Genomic DNA, 15,263 nt, shown 5'->3' on the forward strand with positions numbered 1-15,263 from the left:
CCGTCAGGCATACAGGCGATCGACGAACGCGCCGAGATTCTCGCGGACGCGCTCGGCCTTCTCCTCCGGCTCGAGATCCTCGCGGTACCGGCTGCCCAGTGCGGGCTTCTTCTTGCCGCGCGCGTACAGCGAGCACTGCAGGTCGATGCACATGTAGGTTCCGACCGCGTTGCCCGCTCGACCCGCATCGCCGACCTTGTTCGCCGTCATCAAAGCGATGCCACCCCGGGTGTGGGTGGTGAGGCAGATCGTGCACATCTGCGTCTTGCCCGAGCCCTGCTGTTCGAACCGCATGGCGACACCCACGAGTTCGCCGTCGCGGGGGACCACGATGTAGCCGCGGCCGGGGAACGACGGGTCGGTCCAGCCGAGGAAGTCGAGTTCGTCCCACGGCCGGTCGTCGAGATCGCGCGGCACCGGAAGCCGCTTCGCATCACCCTTGGAGCAGTTGACGAAGGATGTTCGAATGTCCCGTTCGGTGAGCGGGTCCATGGCGGGGACCACCTTTCGTTCGCGTATGTACCGACCCGAGGACGGTACGCGCACCGCTCACACCGGGCAAACGATTTTCGCGGCCCTCACGCCGACGAACGCGGTGCTCCGATACCCGGATCGATCGTCACCGGACCGGATGCGGTGGGCGCGACCGGGAAGTCGAAGATCGCCGTCGGAAGATACACCGTGGCACACGAATTCGGGATGTCCACGACACCCGACAAACGTCCCTCGATGGGTGCAGCCCCGAGCAGGAGATACGCCTGCTCGGGGCTGTAGCCGAATTTCGTCAGATAGTCGATGGCGTGCAGACACGCCCGCTGGTACGCCAATTGCGAATCCAGATACCGCTGTTCGCCGTCGAGCGTCACGGACGTGCCGGAGAACGCGAGCCACTCGGAATACTGCGGGTCGGTGTTGCCCGGCATGAAGATGGCGTTCTCGCTCACCCCATAGGTCTCCATACCGCCGGGGATCAGATCGACGCGCAGGTCGATGAACCCGCCCATCTCGATGGCACCGCAGAAGGTGATCTCGCCGTCACCCTGCGAGAAGTGCAGGTCGCCGACCGACAGATTCGCGCCGTCGACGAAGACCGGATAGAAGATCCGGCTTCCCTTCGTGAGGTTCTTGATGTCCTGGTTGCCGCCGTTCTCCCGCGGTGGAGCGGTGCGCGCCGCTTCGGCCGCGACCCGGTCGAAATCGGCGCCCGACAGGCTGCCGAGAATCGCGCCGTTCGGCTCGGGCGGCAGCGCCAGCGCCGGCTCGCGGTCGGGATCCGTCGCGATCAAAGCAGCTTCCCGAGTGTTCCACGTCGACAGCAGTTCGTGCGACGGCGCCGTCCCCATCAGGCCGGGATGCACGATGCCGGTGAACGACACGTGGGGCACGTGGCGGCTCGTCGCCTTCTGCCCGGAGAAGTCCCAGATCGCCTTGTAGGCGTCGGGGAACTGGTCGGTGAGGAATCCCCCGCCGTTCGTCTTCGCGAAGATGCCCGTGTAGCCCCAGCCCTGCCCGGCGAGCGGACCCGAGTCCTCCTGCGGAATCGGGCCGAGGTCGAGGATGTCGACGATCAGCAGGTCGCCGGGCTTGGCACCCTCCACTGCGAACGGTCCCGACAACGCGTGCACGATGTGCAGCGGGGCATTGCGGATGTCGTCGGCGGAGTCGTCGTTGTGGATCTCGCCGTCGAACCATTCGCGGCAGTGCACGCGGAAGGAATCCCCCGGTTTCAGCGTCGCGACGGGCGGGATATCCGGGTGCCAGCGGTTGTGGCCGATCTTCTCCTGATCGGTGAACCGGCGGGTCGAATCGAGGGGGAACACGACGTCGGGCACGGGACCTCCTGCAGCGGTGACGGATCAGGGGCTGTGACGATCAGGGACGTGGTAAGGATCGGTGTCGGGGGTCGGTGGTGACCGGCCGTGACGGACGCCTCGGCACACCCGGCAGGGCGCCCGAGACGACGTCGGGTTCGGATGCGGTCCGTGCCGTGGCGTCGTGCAGGCGCATCGCTGCCGAACCGCCGCGGCCGAGACGGGGCGCAGTGAGCGAACGACGAGCCTGCCGAGCACACTGGGGGCACGGGGTCGACGCGGAGACCTCGCTCATCGGGAGGGAGACGTCGAACGGCCCGCAGTCGGCACATCGGAACTCGTACAGCGGCATCGGCATCGCCTTTCGCCCGTCGGTGCACCGACCATAACGGACCGCACGCAAGCCCGCTCCCCTACTCCGAATGTTCCTGCTGTCCGGAGCTGTTCGGTGCCATCTCTATTCGGTGACACGCTCTCGCTTCGTCAGCACCAGCGGTCCACCCTCGGTGATCGCGATCGTGTGCTCGCTGTGCGCCGTGCGCGAGCCGTCGGCGGAACGGATGGTCCAGCCGTCGGGGTCGTAGACGATCTTGTCCGTCCCCGCCGCGAACCACGGCTCGAGGGCGAGCGTCAGGCCGGGACGCAGCACGAGCCCGCGACCCGCACGTCCGGTGTTCGCCACGTGCGGATCCTCGTGCATGGTGCGGCCGAGTCCGTGACCACCGAACTCGGTGTTGACGGGATAGCCGTACTCGGCGGCGACAGCGCCGATCGCTGCGGAGATGTCTCCGAGGCGGTTACCGGGGAGCGCGGCGGCGATGGCCGCGTCCAGCGCCACCTCGGTCGCCTCGACGAGGTGCCGGTCCTCGGGACGTTCCGCGCCGACGATGATGCTGCGTGCCGAATCGGCGACCCAGCCGTCGATCGAGACGGCGATGTCCATGCTGAGCAGGTCGCCGTCCCGGAGTACGTAGTCGTGCGGGAGCCCGTGCAGCACTGCGTCGTTGACGGACAGACAGATGACGTTGCGGAACGGTCCGCGCCCGAACGAGGGCGCGTAGTCCCAGTAGCACGAGACCGCGCCGCGTTCCTCGATCATGTCCCGCGCGCGCTGTTCGAGATCGAGCAGGTTCACGCCGGGTCGGGCGCGGCCCGTCAGATCGTCGAGCAGCTCGGCGATGAACGTGCCGGTCACGTCCATTGCCGCGATCTCACCGGGGGTTTTCAGTTCCAACACGGGGCACTCCTCAGGATCACAGAACGGTATTTAAATACCACCCTAACGCGACGATCGGTATTTTCATACCGACGCGGCTAGACTGCGGGTCATGGTGCGACTCCCCCTGACCCCGGAACAGCTGGCCGCCGGCAAACGCCTGGGTGGTCGGCTGCGCGAAGCCCGAGGCAGCAGGACGCTCACCGAGGTGGCCCGGGCCGCCGACATCTCGCCGGAGACCCTTCGGAAGATCGAGACCGGACGACTGGCGACGCCGGCCTTCGCGACGATCGCCGCTCTCGCACGGGTGCTACCCGTCTCTCTCGACGATCTCGCCGAACTGGCCCTTCCCTGCACCGACCTGCAACGCACCGGATAGCGCCTCCCCACCGGACGTAACAGCAGGAGACATCGGCAGCGATATCCGGAGGCACACCACCGCGACAGCGAAGGGATCCGGATGTCGATGCAGCCTCCGCAGGACGGGTACGGCTACGGCTACGGCGCTCCCCCGCCGCCCTGGCCCACCCCGACCCCGCCGCGACGACCGAAGTGGCCGTGGCTCGTGGGCGGTGCCCTGCTGGTCGCCGTCATCGCCGCAGTTGCCGCGCTGGTCGTCGTCCTGACCCGCTCGTCCGATACGGACCCGGAGAGCACTGTCGCCGCGAGCCCGCCCCCGTCGACCGTGACGGTCACCGTCTCGCCGTCCGCAGTTCCGCGTGCGGAAACGGATCCGCCCGCCCCACGAGCACAGGCGAGTCGGTCCCTCACCCCGAGCGGCTTCCCGACCAACGGCACTCTGAAGGTCGGGGTGGACATCGCCCCCGGCGAATACGCGCTACGCCCGACGGGTTCGCTCGGCGGTTACTGGGAGCGGTTGTCGTGCCTGACCGGAGACTTCGAGTGCATCACGGCCAACAGCATCGTGCAGGGCAACAGCTACGTCACCGTGCTTCCGGGCGACGTGGCCCTGCGGATCGAGGATCTCGAACTCACGGCCACCGGCAATCCCGCGCCCGCAGCCGGGCCCGCTCGGCCACTACCGCCCGTGTCGGCCTCCGAGGACACCGACGCACAGGGCTTCGTCGGCATCCCCGAGGCACGGTGCAACCACACGAATCCCGCCGTCGCCATCGGCCAGACGGCCGACTCGCTCGTCGTGGTGTGCGAGACCGGGGCCGGCCGGTACTACTACAAGGGCGTTCGTACGAACGACGGTGCGGCGATCGAGATCGACGACCCCGTGCCCTCGGGCGACGGTTTCACCGCCACGAACGCCGGTGTGCAGTACAGCATCTCGTCGCGTGCTCTCGTCATCTCCGAGGGGTCGACGGTGCTCGCCGAGGAGCCGATGCTGCAGTACTGGTCGCAGTGATCGGCGGTACCGGTGATCACCGGTACCGCGAGGCCGCCCGCCCCGCGCCGCTCTGCCACACACCGTGCACCCCGCTCGGCCCGATGCCTCGATCAAGAGCGAGCAGCAGGACGGCACATCCGATTCCCGACAGCACCAGGCTCGTGCCGAACAGCGCGGGATAACCGAACACGTCTCCGACCACACCGGCGGTGAAGCCCGCGATGCCCTGCACGACGACGATCGCGCACGCGAGCAGGGTGTAGTCGCTGCCGGCGTGGTCCCTGTCCGCGGCGTCCATCATGAGCGTGAACACCGCGACCGTCGCGGCGCCGCCGAGGACGTGTTCGGCCAGGCTCGCGGAGACGATGAGCCCGAACCCGCCGTAGCCGAGCGACGCGACGACGTACAGCGCGAGGCTCGCCGTCTGGGTCACGCCACCGATCAGCAGGGCTTGCCGACGACCGCGACGGAAGCACAGCCACCCACCGAGGGCGGCACCGCCGAGAGCGCCTGCCGAGGACAGCACACCCTTGACCAGCGCGATCTGCCCGAGGGTGAGTCCCGAGTCGGACATGAACGGACCGACCATCGCCGAGCCCATCGAGTCACCGAACTTGAAGCCGCCGATGAGCAGGATGAACGCGAGCATCCCGGGGCGGCGCAGACGCGTCCACCACGCGACCGTCATGCGGGTCGCGCTTCGCGGTTCCCGATCCGTCGTGGCTCGTCGCTCCGTGCGCGGCAGTCGCCACACCGGGATGGTCGTCAGCACCAGCAGGAACGCCATCGCGAGGAACAGGCTGCGCCAACCCGCGAGGGAGAACACCCACAGCAGCGCTCCCCCACCGACGATCATCCCGATGCGGTACGCACCGACCTGGATGCCGTTCCCCAGCCCGCGTTGTTTCGGTCCGAGCAGTTGCACGGCCAGACCGTCGGTCGCGACGTCCTGCGTTGCCGAGAGGGCGTTGACCACCGCGATGCCGACGAGCAGCCACCGCAGCGTCGACGACAGGTCGAGGCACGCCAGGATCAACGACACCGCCGACGCCGCGAGCTGAAGCGAGAGCAACCACTGCCGCCTCGTCCCGTAGTGGTCGACGTACGGCGCCCACAGGAACTTCAGCGCCCACGGCGCGAAGAGCACACCCGTCGCGCTGATCGCGATCAACGAGAAGCCGGACTCGCGGAGCACCACCGGAAGCGCCTGCGTGAAGAACCCGTACGGCAGACCCTGCGCGAAGTACAGGGCGGCCAGCAGCGCGAGCGTGCCGGTCGGGATGCCGAGCCGGGCCGGTGCAGTCATGCGGACATGGTGGCAGAACGGTGTCGCCCGTCCCCGACGAGCATCTGTGAACCGCGCCTCGCTCTCCGATCGCGCCACCGCCGATCACCCGAGGCGCAGCCCACGTTGCAGCCGATGGGAGGATGGTGCCCGTGCCGATGCCCTCACCCTTGCCCGTCAGGAACGGGGTCGGGCCCACGCGACTGCGTGTTCCGACCTCCGGTCCGTGGTCGACGGTCGCCGAGTACGTCGTCGCACGCTTCGACCATCTCGACGCCGACGATCTCTACCGCCGCTTCGACGCCGGCGAGATCGTGGGGATCGACGGAGAACCCATCGGTCGCGGCACCGAACTCGGAGCGCACCGGTTCGTCTGGTACTACCGCGATCTGCCCGTCGAGGAACCGGTGCCGTTCCACGAGGAGATCCTGCATATCGACGACGACCTCGTCGTGGTCGACAAACCGCACTTCCTGCCCACCACTCCGGGCGGGCGCTACCTGCGCGAGTCGGCGCTGGTCCGGTTGCGGACCCGCCTCGACAACCCGGATCTGACACCGATCCACCGGCTCGACCGGGCGACCGCCGGGCTGGTGATGTTCTCGGCCCGGCCCGAGACCCGTGGCGCCTACCAGTCGCTGTTCGAGAAGCGCCGGGTCACCAAGGTGTACGAGGCGGTGTCTGCACTGCCGGCGGAGTGGGATCCGGCAACGCCGGAGATCGCGGGACGCCCGCTCCCCGTGCTGTACCGCAATCACATCGAGGCGCGGCGCGGTGAGTTGCGCGTCGTCGTCGACGACACCCGCGAACCCAACTCGGAGACGCTGATCGAGGTGCTCGGATCCGGGGTGAGCAGGTCGGGGCGGGCCGTCCTGCACACCCTGCTGCGCCCGCACACAGGTCGGATGCATCAGCTGCGAGTGCACCTGGCGGCGCTCGGTATCGGGATCCTCGGCGACCATTGGTATCCCGTCCTGCTGCCCGAGACACCGGACGACCATTCGCTCCCCCTCCAATTGCTCGCGCGGGAACTCGAATTCGTCGACCCCTTATCGGGCGCCGAGCGCCGCTTCGCCACCCGGCGCACCCTGGCCGAGGCACCGACCACGCAGGACTGAGTGCCTCCGAGCGGATCCTGGTCGATCCTTCGAAAACTCCGACGCCTGCGGCTTCACGAAATACCCTGGTAGGCATGACCAAGGTCGTCGACGGTTACCTCCGGTCGCCACTGTCGGGAATCGCACCGTGGATCCTCATGTCCGTCCTGTCGGCCCCGGGACGGTTCGAGGAAGCAGTGTGTTTCGCTCTCGGCCTCGTCCTGCTGACGATGTGGGTGGGTGCGCGACGCGGCATCAAGATACACGCCCTCGACACGTTCGGCGCGGCGTTCTTCGCCGTGCTGGCCGCGGTGGGCCTCATCGCCTCGGACGGTGTCATCGACTGGATGGAGATCTGGGCCGGTGAACTCACCAACATCGCGCTCGCGGTGTTCGTCTTCGCCACCCTGATCGCACGCAGGCCGTTCACACTCCCCTACGCGAAAGAGGACACGCCCCAGGAATACTGGACGTCTCCCCTGTTCATGAAGATCAACTACGTGATCTCCGCGGTCTGGGCCGGTGCGTTCACCTTCTCCGCCATCGTCGGATTCATCGGCGACGCCGTTATGCGCGACCCTGGCAACTTCTGGACCGGCTGGGTGCTCCAACTCGCGGCGATCTTCTTCGCGGTCTCCTTCACCGAGTTCTACCCGGACTACGCCGGAGCGAAGTTCGCGGCGTCGCAGGGCGAGACCGAAGCCGCCCCGTCGCTCCTGAAGCTGATCGACTGGTTGCCGACCTTCGTGCTGGTCGCGGGCATCTTCGGGTGGGTCACCGACTCGATACCGGACGCGGTCGGGATCGGCATGATCGTCGTCGGCATCATCGGAAGCGCCGTGATCGGCAGACTCTCGTCGAAGACCGAGAAGGCCTCGAAGACATAGCGGACTCGGGAACAGCAATTCGGCCGATCGGCGGACGGGGCCGTTCGAGCCGATGAGAATGGGGCGAACCCGACCGGCACCCGAAGGAGACCCTGTGGCCCGTCTCGCCCGCGTCATCGGAGCTTGCGCATTCGCTGTTGCGACCTCTGCCCTTGCAACGCCCGGGGTTGCGGCCGCGGAGGTGACCGTCCCGTTCCAGATCAACCCGGCTTCCTACGGCAATCCCAGTGGAAGCTTCGATGTGCCGCCCAGCCGGTGCGCCGTCCGGATCGGCGAGACCGAAGGGAGCGTGACCGTCACGGGCAGCAAGCCGGAAGGTTGGGGATGCCTGATCTACGCCCAGGTCGACTGGCTGAACCTGACGACCGGCGCATCCGGTACTGCGCGGATGTCGGACGGATTGAACGGTTTCCCACCGGAAGCCACCCTGGCGACGGGGAGCGGACAGGTCGCGCTCGTACTCCATCCCCTTCCCGGTCCGCCGATGACGCCGGGCTTCGCTACCTTCACCGTGCCCTGACGCCCAGGAGCGTGTGGATCGAGTCCGATCCGATCCGGATCGGCGATACGCATCACCGGTCTCGATGCCGGTGGCGGTGTGTACCGTCGGGCCGGTGGCAGTGAACAGGACCCGAGTGCCTCGCGTCGTGATGATGTGCGGTCCGGCCGGTGCAGGCAAGACCACCTACGCCAAGCGCCTGGAGCGCGCGGGCTGGACGCGTCTGTCGTACGAGGTGGAGTTCTGGGATCGCGGGATCACGACCATGCCCTCCGCCGAGGTGGTTGCCGAAGTATCGGCAGACCTGAAAGCGCGCTTGCTTCGCTATGTCACGGCGGGGAACGATGTCGTGCTCGACTTCGGATTCTGGTTCCGGCGACAACGTGACGAGTTCCGCGCACTTCTCGCGCCGCAGGGCATCGTGCCGGAGACCGTGTACATCGCAACGGATCTCGAGACCATCCTGAGCCGGGTCGGCAACCGGCACGGGAGGTGGGCGGACGACTGGCCGCTGACCGAGCAGACGGCGACGGAGTACTTCGAGCGGTTCGAGCCGCCGACGCCCGAGGAGGGACCGCTCGACGTGGTCCGCTAGGCCGCGAGCTGCGCGGAAGGACGCTCTGCCGGTTCCTCACCCACCGCACGTCGCATACCGACCACGTAGAGCAGCACTCCCACGACGATCCACGTGACGAGGGTCAGGAGTGCCGCGAGTCCGCCTGCGCCGTCGAAGTATGCGGCCGAGCGCACGAGGGTTCCGGCAGCACCCGGGGGAAGGATCTGACCGAAGGTGCCGAGTCCGGACGGCAACCATGCCGACGTCGTCGCGATACCGGCCAGCGGATGGCCGAGGAACATCATGGCCATCGCACCGATGGTGAACCCCTTGGCACCGAAGGCCTTCTGGAGTCCGGCCAGCGGAAGTGCAAGGGCGGCGATACCGAGGGCCATGGATCCCGCGACCGGCCCGAAGGTCGATTCGATGCTTCCGAAGGCGAAGGTGAGGATGGACGCGACGACGATGCCACCGACTGCGGCGAAGACGAGCAGGCCGGTCAGGTACCAGCCGTCGCTGCGCGGCAGGATCTTCCGGAATGCGACGACCGGGACGATGCCACCGAAGACGAGCGGGAAGGCGAGGCCACCGATACCGACACCGGTGGGGTCGGATTCCGGCAGCGGGACGACGTCCTCGACGGTCACGTCGGTCCCGATCGCTCCGCCGACCGCCTGCGCGGTGCCGGCGAGCGAACCGGAGATGGCGGTCGAGCCCGCGCCGGCGACCAGCGTGCGGACGCCCGACTCGGCGACGACGAACCCTCCGATGACGTCGCGGTCGTGGATGGCGTCGCGCAGTTCCTGTTCGGAGGCGAACCGCTGCGAGGTGTAGGCGTCGGGGGCGGCCGTCGCGAGCGACGTCTCGAATCGATCTGCTGCCGCGGAGGTTCCGACGATGCCGACCTGCAGGTCGTGTGGTCCGCTCTTCAGCGACGGCATGATGAAGACCAGCAGCATGAGTACCAGGATCACCCCGAGCCCGCATGTCATCCCCAGTAGCGCCAGCGCGGGGTGAGGCTTGCGCGCGGTGGAGTCACCCGCGTCGGGAACTGTCGTCGTAGCGGCGTCTGCCATCGCGTCTTCCTTGTCCGACCATCGTTAAGTGGATGATTTTCCTCCACTTCTATCGGAGAGTATTCCTCCGGTTAGGATGGACATGTCAAGCGAAGCTCCTCACAGCCCGGTCCGGAAGGAAGGGAACCGATGCGCGCCGATGCCGCGAAGCGTCGTCAGCTGATCGTCCAGGAGGCGCGTCGACTGTTCGCAGCCCACGGCAGCGACGTCGCACTCGAAGCGGTCGCGGAGGCCGCCGGAGTCGGCATCGCCACCCTCTACCGGAACTTCGAGTCCCGGGCCGCGCTGGCCGACGAGGTCGCGCTCGCGATCCTCGGCGACATGCGTGCAGCGGGCACCGAAGCCCTGGAGCGGGTCGGCTCATCCCCCGAGGACGCCTGGGTGGGCTACGTACAGCGGCTGGTCGAACTCGACCTGGGCGCCCTCTCCGCGACCCTCGCCGAGTTCGTGACGGACGAGATCTCCGGATCGGTGCGCGACGCCCAGGCGCAGACGCTCACCGGGGTCGAGGAGCTGCTCGACGCGGTGCGGGCCGCCGGCATCGTGCGTACCGACCTCCACGCACTGGAACTGGTCCTGGCCATCGGACTGATCACCCGCCCCCTACCCGAGGCGATCCGCGCGGCGACCCCGGATCTCGTTCCGCGATTGGTGTCGATCGTCCTGGCGGGCATGCGACCGTCGTGAGCGCGCGCACACCGGCGTCCCTTCGTATCCGCGGGCGTAGGATCACAATCAGCCGGTGTCGGCGGCGCTCGATCGCGGGAGCGGACATGGGCAGGTCGACGGTCCTGGACCACGCGCGGGCAGCGTTCCGCGCGCGCGAGTGGCCACGTGCCCTGGACGGATTCCGCAGGGCCGACACACTCGCCGCCCTGGCCGCGGACGACCTCGATCTGTTCGCGCGAGCCGCATACCTCACGGGACACGACGACGACAGCGTCGCGCTGTACGAGCGCGCCTTCGCCGCACATCTCGAAGCCGGAGAATCCGAGAGCGCGGGCCGCAGTGCCTTCTGGCTGTGCTTCCTTCTGATGGGCCGCGGTGAGGTGGCACGGGCCGGAGGTTGGCTGGAACGAGCACGACAGTCGGGTGTCGCCGAGCGACCGGACTGCGCGACCAGCGGCTTTCTGATGATCCCCGGAGCAGTACAGCAGATGTACGCGAACCGGCCGACCGAGGCACTGCCGATCTTCACCGCAGCTCAGCGCATCGGACGGGCCTGCCACGACGCCGACCTTCTCGCTCTCGGCTCACTGGGCATCGGACAGTGCCGAGTCCTGCTCGGCGACGTCGACGGCGGGCTGCGGACACTCGACGAGGTGCTCGTCGCCGTCGGATTGGGCGAGGTCTCGCCCGTCGTCTCCGGCCTGGTGTACTGCGCGGTCATCGAGACCTGCTACGGCACATATCATCTGCAACGGGCGAAAGAGTGGCCTCGGGCCCTCGGCCGCTGGTGCGACGATCAGTCCGGACTCGCGCCCTTCCGGGGACAGTGCCTGGTCCATCGCGCCCAGATGCTGCAACTCGAGGGCGACTGGTCGCAGGCGATGGACCTCGCCCGCCTCGCACTGCAGCGGCTGTCGGATCCGCCCGGTCAACCCGCGATGGGAATGGCCCTGTACGAGCAGGGCGAACTGCATCGTCTACGCCGTGAGTTCGCCGAGGCGGAAGCCGCCTACAGGTCAGCGGGCATGTACGGGCAGGAGGTACAGCCGGGTCTTGCTCTGCTGCGTCTGAGACAGGGCGACACCACCGCAGCGGTCGCCGGAATCCTCCGGGGTCTCGGCGAAGCCTCGAATCTCGACCGGCCGCGGATGCTCGCCGCCCACACGGAGATCGCGCTCGCCACCGGAGATGTCGCCGCAGCCCGGCGCAGCACCGACGAACTCGAGGCGCTGACCCGGACGCAGGACGCCCCTGCACTGGCAGCGATGGCCGACCACGCGCAGGGCTCGGTCCTGCTCGCCGAAGGTGACCCCTGCGGCGCCCTCGAACGGCTGCGGCGATCCGGCAGGCGCTGGCGTGACCTCGGTGCACCCTACGAACGTGCCCGGGTACGAGTGCTGCAGGGTCGATGCTGCGCCGCACTCGGCGACGACGATGACGCCCGGCTCGAATTCGACTCGGCAGCATCGATTTTCCACGGCCTGCACGCGTTGCCGGATCTGCGTGAGCTCCGCGGTCCCGAACTCGCCGACGCACCGAACGGGCTGACGCCCCGGGAGGTCCAGGTGCTGCGCGCCGTTGCCACGGGCAGGACGAATCGAGCCATCGCCCACGAGTTCGTCATCAGCGAGAAGACGGTGGCCCGGCACCTGAGCAACATATTCACCAAGCTCGAGGTGTCCTCACGAGCGGCGGCGACGGCCTACGCGTACGAGCATCGTCTGCTCTGACTGGGTAGAACTGCCCATACGCCGCCACCTTCGATTGCGAATTCCTTCCGACGCGGCCGACGGACAGCAGTAGCTAACGTCGTCGGTGTAGTTCCCTCACCCCGGGGAGTCGTCATGACCGTCCACAGCGCACCCCAGCAGATCGACACCGCCGTCATCGGCGCAGGTCAGGCAGGCCTGTCCGCCGGTTACCATCTCGCTCGTCGCGGCCGCCCGTTCCTCGTCGTCGACACGAACCGACGCATCGGCGACAACTGGCGCTGCCATTGGGACTCGCTGCGCCTGTACAGCCCCGCCGGGTACGACGGACTGCCCGGCATGGCGTTCCCGGGCGACCCGCACCGCTCCCCCACCAAGGACGAGGTCGCCGACTACCTCGAGTCCTATGCCTCCCGCTTCGACCTGCCCGTGCTCGGCAACACCCAGGTCCGCCGGCTCTCCCGCGACGGCGGCCGGTTCGTCCTCGACTGCGGCGACACGCGGATCGAGGCGAACAACGTCGTCGTGGCCACGGGCACGTTCGGTCGAACCCCACGCGTCCCCGACTTCGCCTCCGAGCTGGATCCCGGCATCGTGCAGCTGCATTCGAGCGAGTATCACGATCCGTCGCAGTTGCGCGACGGTCCGGTACTCGTAGTGGGGGCTTCCCATTCCGGCAGCGAGATCGCCTACGAGCTGGCGGCGTCCCATCCGACGACTCTGTGCGGCCGCGACACCGGGCAGCTGCCGGTGCGCGTCGACAGTCCCGCCATGCGCGTGCTGTTCCCGATCCTGTGGTTCGTGTGGGGACATGTGCTGTCCGTGCGCACCCCGATGGGACGACATGCTCGCGAGGACGAACGGCGCCACGGGGCGCCCCTGCTGCGGATCCGTCGGCGGGAGCTGGCCGCACGCGGCGTCACCCGGGTCACCGAGCGCGTGACCGGCGTGGCCGAACTCCGCCCCGTGTTGTCCGACGGCCGGATTCTCGACGTGACGAATGTGGTGTGGTGCACCGGTTTCCGCCAGAAGTACGACTGGATCGACCTACCGGTGTTCGATACGGACGGCTGGCCGCGCGAGGAACGCGGCGTGGTCCCCTCGGTGCCCGGTCTGTACTTCACCGGTCTGTGCTTCCAGTCGTCGTTCCGGTCGATGCTCGTCGGCGGGGCCGGTGCGGACGCGGAGTACGTCGTCCGTCACCTCGTCGCGCACGGCGCCCCCGCGTCCGCCGGAACGGATCCGGGTCGGCACACGCCGCACTACCCGGTGAAGCGGAACTCCACCACGTCGCAGTCGGCCACGACGTAGCCCTCGGCCGTCGAGTCGGCCGACGTCAGAGCGCCCGCTCGAATCCGGCGTGGGTGCAGTCGTAGCCGAGCCGCGCCCCGAACGTCCGAACCCGCTCGTCGTCCGGGTCGACGGCGATCTGCGCGAGCGTGGCACCCCGGTTCCGGCCGTGATCGTGGGCCCACTCGAGCATGGCCGTACCGATGCCGCGGGAACGTTCGGACGGGGCGACCCGGATTCCTTCGACGAGCAGGCGGGTGGCACCGCCACGGAACAGACCCGGCACGATCGTCAACTGCATCGTGCCGACGATCCGGCCCACCTCGTCGCGTACCACCGCAAGATAGTGCGAAGGGTCGCGGGCGACAGCGTCGTAGGCCTCTTCGTAACGGGCGAGTTCCACACCGTCGCAGGCGCTCTGCTCGTCGCCGGAGAGCAACCCGACGATCGCCGGTACGTCGGGTCGGCCGGCACGTTGCACCCGATAAGTCCTGTCGCCCAATCGGATCAGACCACCGACCGATTCACGGGCGCGTGCCTGTAGCCGGGCGACGAGCAGGTCCAGCCAGCCACCGACGTGCCGCCGGGCCTCGGTGGTGTCGGGATAGCGGCACCGCAGGTGCAGTCCCGAGTCGTCGAGGATGAACCACAACATCACCCCGTCGGTGCGGATGGTCGCGCCGACGTACTGCGCCTCGAGGCCGGTAGCGTCGACCCGGACGGGAAGCCGGCGCAGGTCCAACCAGGAGATCGCGAACATGCCCGGCGCCTCCGGCATGCCCTCCCACGGGCGCAGGATGTCCTCGAGGGGCCAGGATCCGAGCCTGACCGCCTCCTTGACCGCGTCCGCGGCCGCGCGAGGTTCGGGGACGGCCGATTCGAGCACCGAATTGGTGATGAACCAGCCGACGGAGTCGTGCCAGGTGGCGTCGTACCGGCTGTGCACCGGGAACACCGCCCGCAACGGGACTCCGGCCAGTTCGAGGGTCACCTCGGTCATGGCCGCGACCACCAGCGCGAGGGTGGACACCCCGTCGTCCTTGGCCTGGGAGGAGAAGGCGGCGCTGTCGTCGACGTCGAGCACGTCGCGCACCTCCACTCGTTCGCGTTGGAGACTCGCCACTCCGAGGGAGAGCGGGAAGCGCGGCATCACGTCACCGCTGGCGGCGAGCACCTCGGCCCAGCGCTCGTGGACCTCGGCGGGTGCGGCCGGACGGTCCTGCAGTGCCCGGGTGTGTTCCGCGAAGGCCGGTGTCGGCGACAGGGACGGTTCCCGTCCCGCGCGTACGGCGGCGAGGGCGGCGAGCAGGTCGCGAGCCATCACCAACATCGACCACATGTCGACGTGCGAGTGATCGGCGGCCACCACGACGGTCGGTTCCGTAGCGGTCTCGAGCACGCACAGCCGGTGCGACGGCCGGTTGTAGGGCGAACACGCGCCGTCGAGGACGTCCCGGAGGGCGTCGTTGACGGCCTGACCGGGGCCGATCGGATGCTCGACCCACCCGCCCGGGCGGATCTCGGCCTCGCGCAGAAGCGGCTCACCGTCGTCGCCGTGCGTGAACACCGAGCGCAGGGTGCCGTGCCGCGCGATCACCGCCAGCCAGGCGGTCGCGAGGTCGTCGGGCGAAACCGGCTCGAACAGGCGGAAGGACAGAGCCATCCAGGAGCCGGGACGTTCGCCCGCGCCGACATGCCGCCGCTGGTCGAACGACACGGGAAGCGCCCGGCCGAGCCCCGCGACGGTCACGTCGTAACCGAGCAGTCGGCCGAACGGCAGGCGCAGGTGCGCCACATTTGTCAGCCGCATG

16 protein-coding genes are annotated in these 15,263 nt (G+C 68.5%); 9 read left to right on the top strand and 7 right to left on the bottom strand.

Annotated features, from left to right (window positions below):
* Window positions 1–3: 3 nt before the first annotated feature.
* The 4 genes from QR64_RS17295 to map form a co-directional block, all read right to left on the bottom strand.
* Complete coding sequence (locus tag QR64_RS17295; protein WP_006550660.1) at window positions 4–492, bottom strand: FBP domain-containing protein; 489 nt, start codon at window positions 490–492, stop codon at window positions 4–6.
* 86 nt (window positions 493–578) lie between these two features.
* Entirely contained in the window at window positions 579–1,832 is a 1,254-nt protein-coding gene (gene fmdA, locus QR64_RS17300) for a formamidase (protein WP_039586368.1), read from the bottom strand.
* Between the two features lie 40 nt (window positions 1,833–1,872).
* Window positions 1,873–2,169 (bottom strand): FmdB family zinc ribbon protein, encoded by a 297-nt coding sequence (locus QR64_RS17305; RefSeq protein ID WP_080968176.1) that lies wholly within the window; start codon window positions 2,167–2,169, stop codon window positions 1,873–1,875.
* Window positions 2,170–2,268: 99 nt separating this feature from the next.
* A complete protein-coding gene (gene map / locus QR64_RS17310; protein WP_006550663.1) occupies window positions 2,269–3,048 on the bottom strand; it encodes a type I methionyl aminopeptidase in 780 nt (259 codons plus the stop codon).
* A gap of 91 nt (window positions 3,049–3,139) precedes the next feature.
* Between map and QR64_RS17315 the strand changes: the two genes are divergently transcribed.
* Together QR64_RS17315 and QR64_RS25240 are read left to right on the top strand one after the other, a co-directional pair.
* Window positions 3,140–3,406: a helix-turn-helix domain-containing protein gene (locus tag QR64_RS17315; protein WP_016693921.1), complete on the top strand. Its 267-nt coding sequence runs from the start codon at window positions 3,140–3,142 to the stop codon at window positions 3,404–3,406.
* An 87-nt stretch (window positions 3,407–3,493) separates the two neighbouring features.
* Entirely contained in the window at window positions 3,494–4,402 is a 909-nt protein-coding gene (locus tag QR64_RS25240; RefSeq protein WP_235367201.1) for a hypothetical protein, read from the top strand.
* A gap of 16 nt (window positions 4,403–4,418) precedes the next feature.
* On the opposite strand, the gene QR64_RS17325 is transcribed toward QR64_RS25240, so the two are convergent.
* Window positions 4,419–5,690, bottom strand: coding sequence for an MFS transporter (locus QR64_RS17325; protein ID WP_039586369.1), 1,272 nt, complete (start codon window positions 5,688–5,690; stop codon window positions 4,419–4,421).
* A gap of 122 nt (window positions 5,691–5,812) precedes the next feature.
* On the opposite strand from QR64_RS17325, the gene QR64_RS17330 reads away from it, so the two are divergent.
* From QR64_RS17330 to QR64_RS17345, 4 genes are all read left to right on the top strand, one after another.
* Window positions 5,813–6,787: a pseudouridine synthase gene (locus tag QR64_RS17330; RefSeq protein WP_039586371.1), complete on the top strand. Its 975-nt coding sequence runs from the start codon at window positions 5,813–5,815 to the stop codon at window positions 6,785–6,787.
* Window positions 6,788–6,861: 74 nt separating this feature from the next.
* Entirely contained in the window at window positions 6,862–7,653 is a 792-nt protein-coding gene (locus tag QR64_RS17335) for a hypothetical protein (protein WP_039586372.1), read from the top strand.
* 94 nt (window positions 7,654–7,747) lie between these two features.
* Complete coding sequence (locus tag QR64_RS17340) at window positions 7,748–8,173, top strand: hypothetical protein (protein WP_080968177.1); 426 nt, start codon at window positions 7,748–7,750, stop codon at window positions 8,171–8,173.
* A 94-nt stretch (window positions 8,174–8,267) separates the two neighbouring features.
* On the top strand, window positions 8,268–8,747 hold the full coding sequence (locus tag QR64_RS17345; protein ID WP_231921804.1) for an AAA family ATPase: 480 nt from the start codon (window positions 8,268–8,270) through the stop codon (window positions 8,745–8,747).
* On the opposite strand, the gene QR64_RS17350 is transcribed toward QR64_RS17345, so the two are convergent.
* Window positions 8,744–9,784, bottom strand: a complete 1,041-nt coding sequence (locus QR64_RS17350; RefSeq protein ID WP_039586376.1) for a hypothetical protein — start codon at window positions 9,782–9,784, stop codon at window positions 8,744–8,746. The two genes, QR64_RS17345 and QR64_RS17350, sit on opposite strands and share 4 nt — an antisense overlap.
* A gap of 129 nt (window positions 9,785–9,913) precedes the next feature.
* Between QR64_RS17350 and QR64_RS17355 the strand changes: the two genes are divergently transcribed.
* The 3 genes from QR64_RS17355 (at window position 9,914) to QR64_RS17365 (ending at window position 13,473) form a co-directional block, all read left to right on the top strand.
* Complete coding sequence (locus tag QR64_RS17355; protein WP_039586379.1) at window positions 9,914–10,471, top strand: TetR/AcrR family transcriptional regulator; 558 nt, start codon at window positions 9,914–9,916, stop codon at window positions 10,469–10,471.
* 86 nt (window positions 10,472–10,557) lie between these two features.
* A complete protein-coding gene (locus QR64_RS17360) occupies window positions 10,558–12,183 on the top strand; it encodes a helix-turn-helix transcriptional regulator (RefSeq protein WP_039586381.1) in 1,626 nt (541 codons plus the stop codon).
* A 114-nt stretch (window positions 12,184–12,297) separates the two neighbouring features.
* The gene (locus tag QR64_RS17365; protein WP_039586383.1) at window positions 12,298–13,473 is read left to right on the top strand and encodes a flavin-containing monooxygenase; all 1,176 of its coding nucleotides are present in this window, start codon (window positions 12,298–12,300) and stop codon (window positions 13,471–13,473) included.
* Between the two features lie 25 nt (window positions 13,474–13,498).
* Here the strand turns inward: QR64_RS17365 and QR64_RS17370 are convergent, their stop codons facing one another.
* Window positions 13,499–15,262 carry a GNAT family N-acetyltransferase gene (locus tag QR64_RS17370; RefSeq protein WP_039586385.1) on the bottom strand — a complete coding sequence of 588 codons (1,764 nt, stop codon included), beginning with the start codon at window positions 15,260–15,262 and terminating at the stop codon, window positions 13,499–13,501.
* Between the last annotated feature and the right edge of the window lies 1 nt (window position 15,263).

Origin of the sequence: Rhodococcus sp. Chr-9 (genome assembly GCF_000801125.1) — a bacterium.
Lineage (GTDB): Bacteria > Actinomycetota > Actinomycetes > Mycobacteriales > Mycobacteriaceae > Rhodococcus > Rhodococcus pyridinivorans.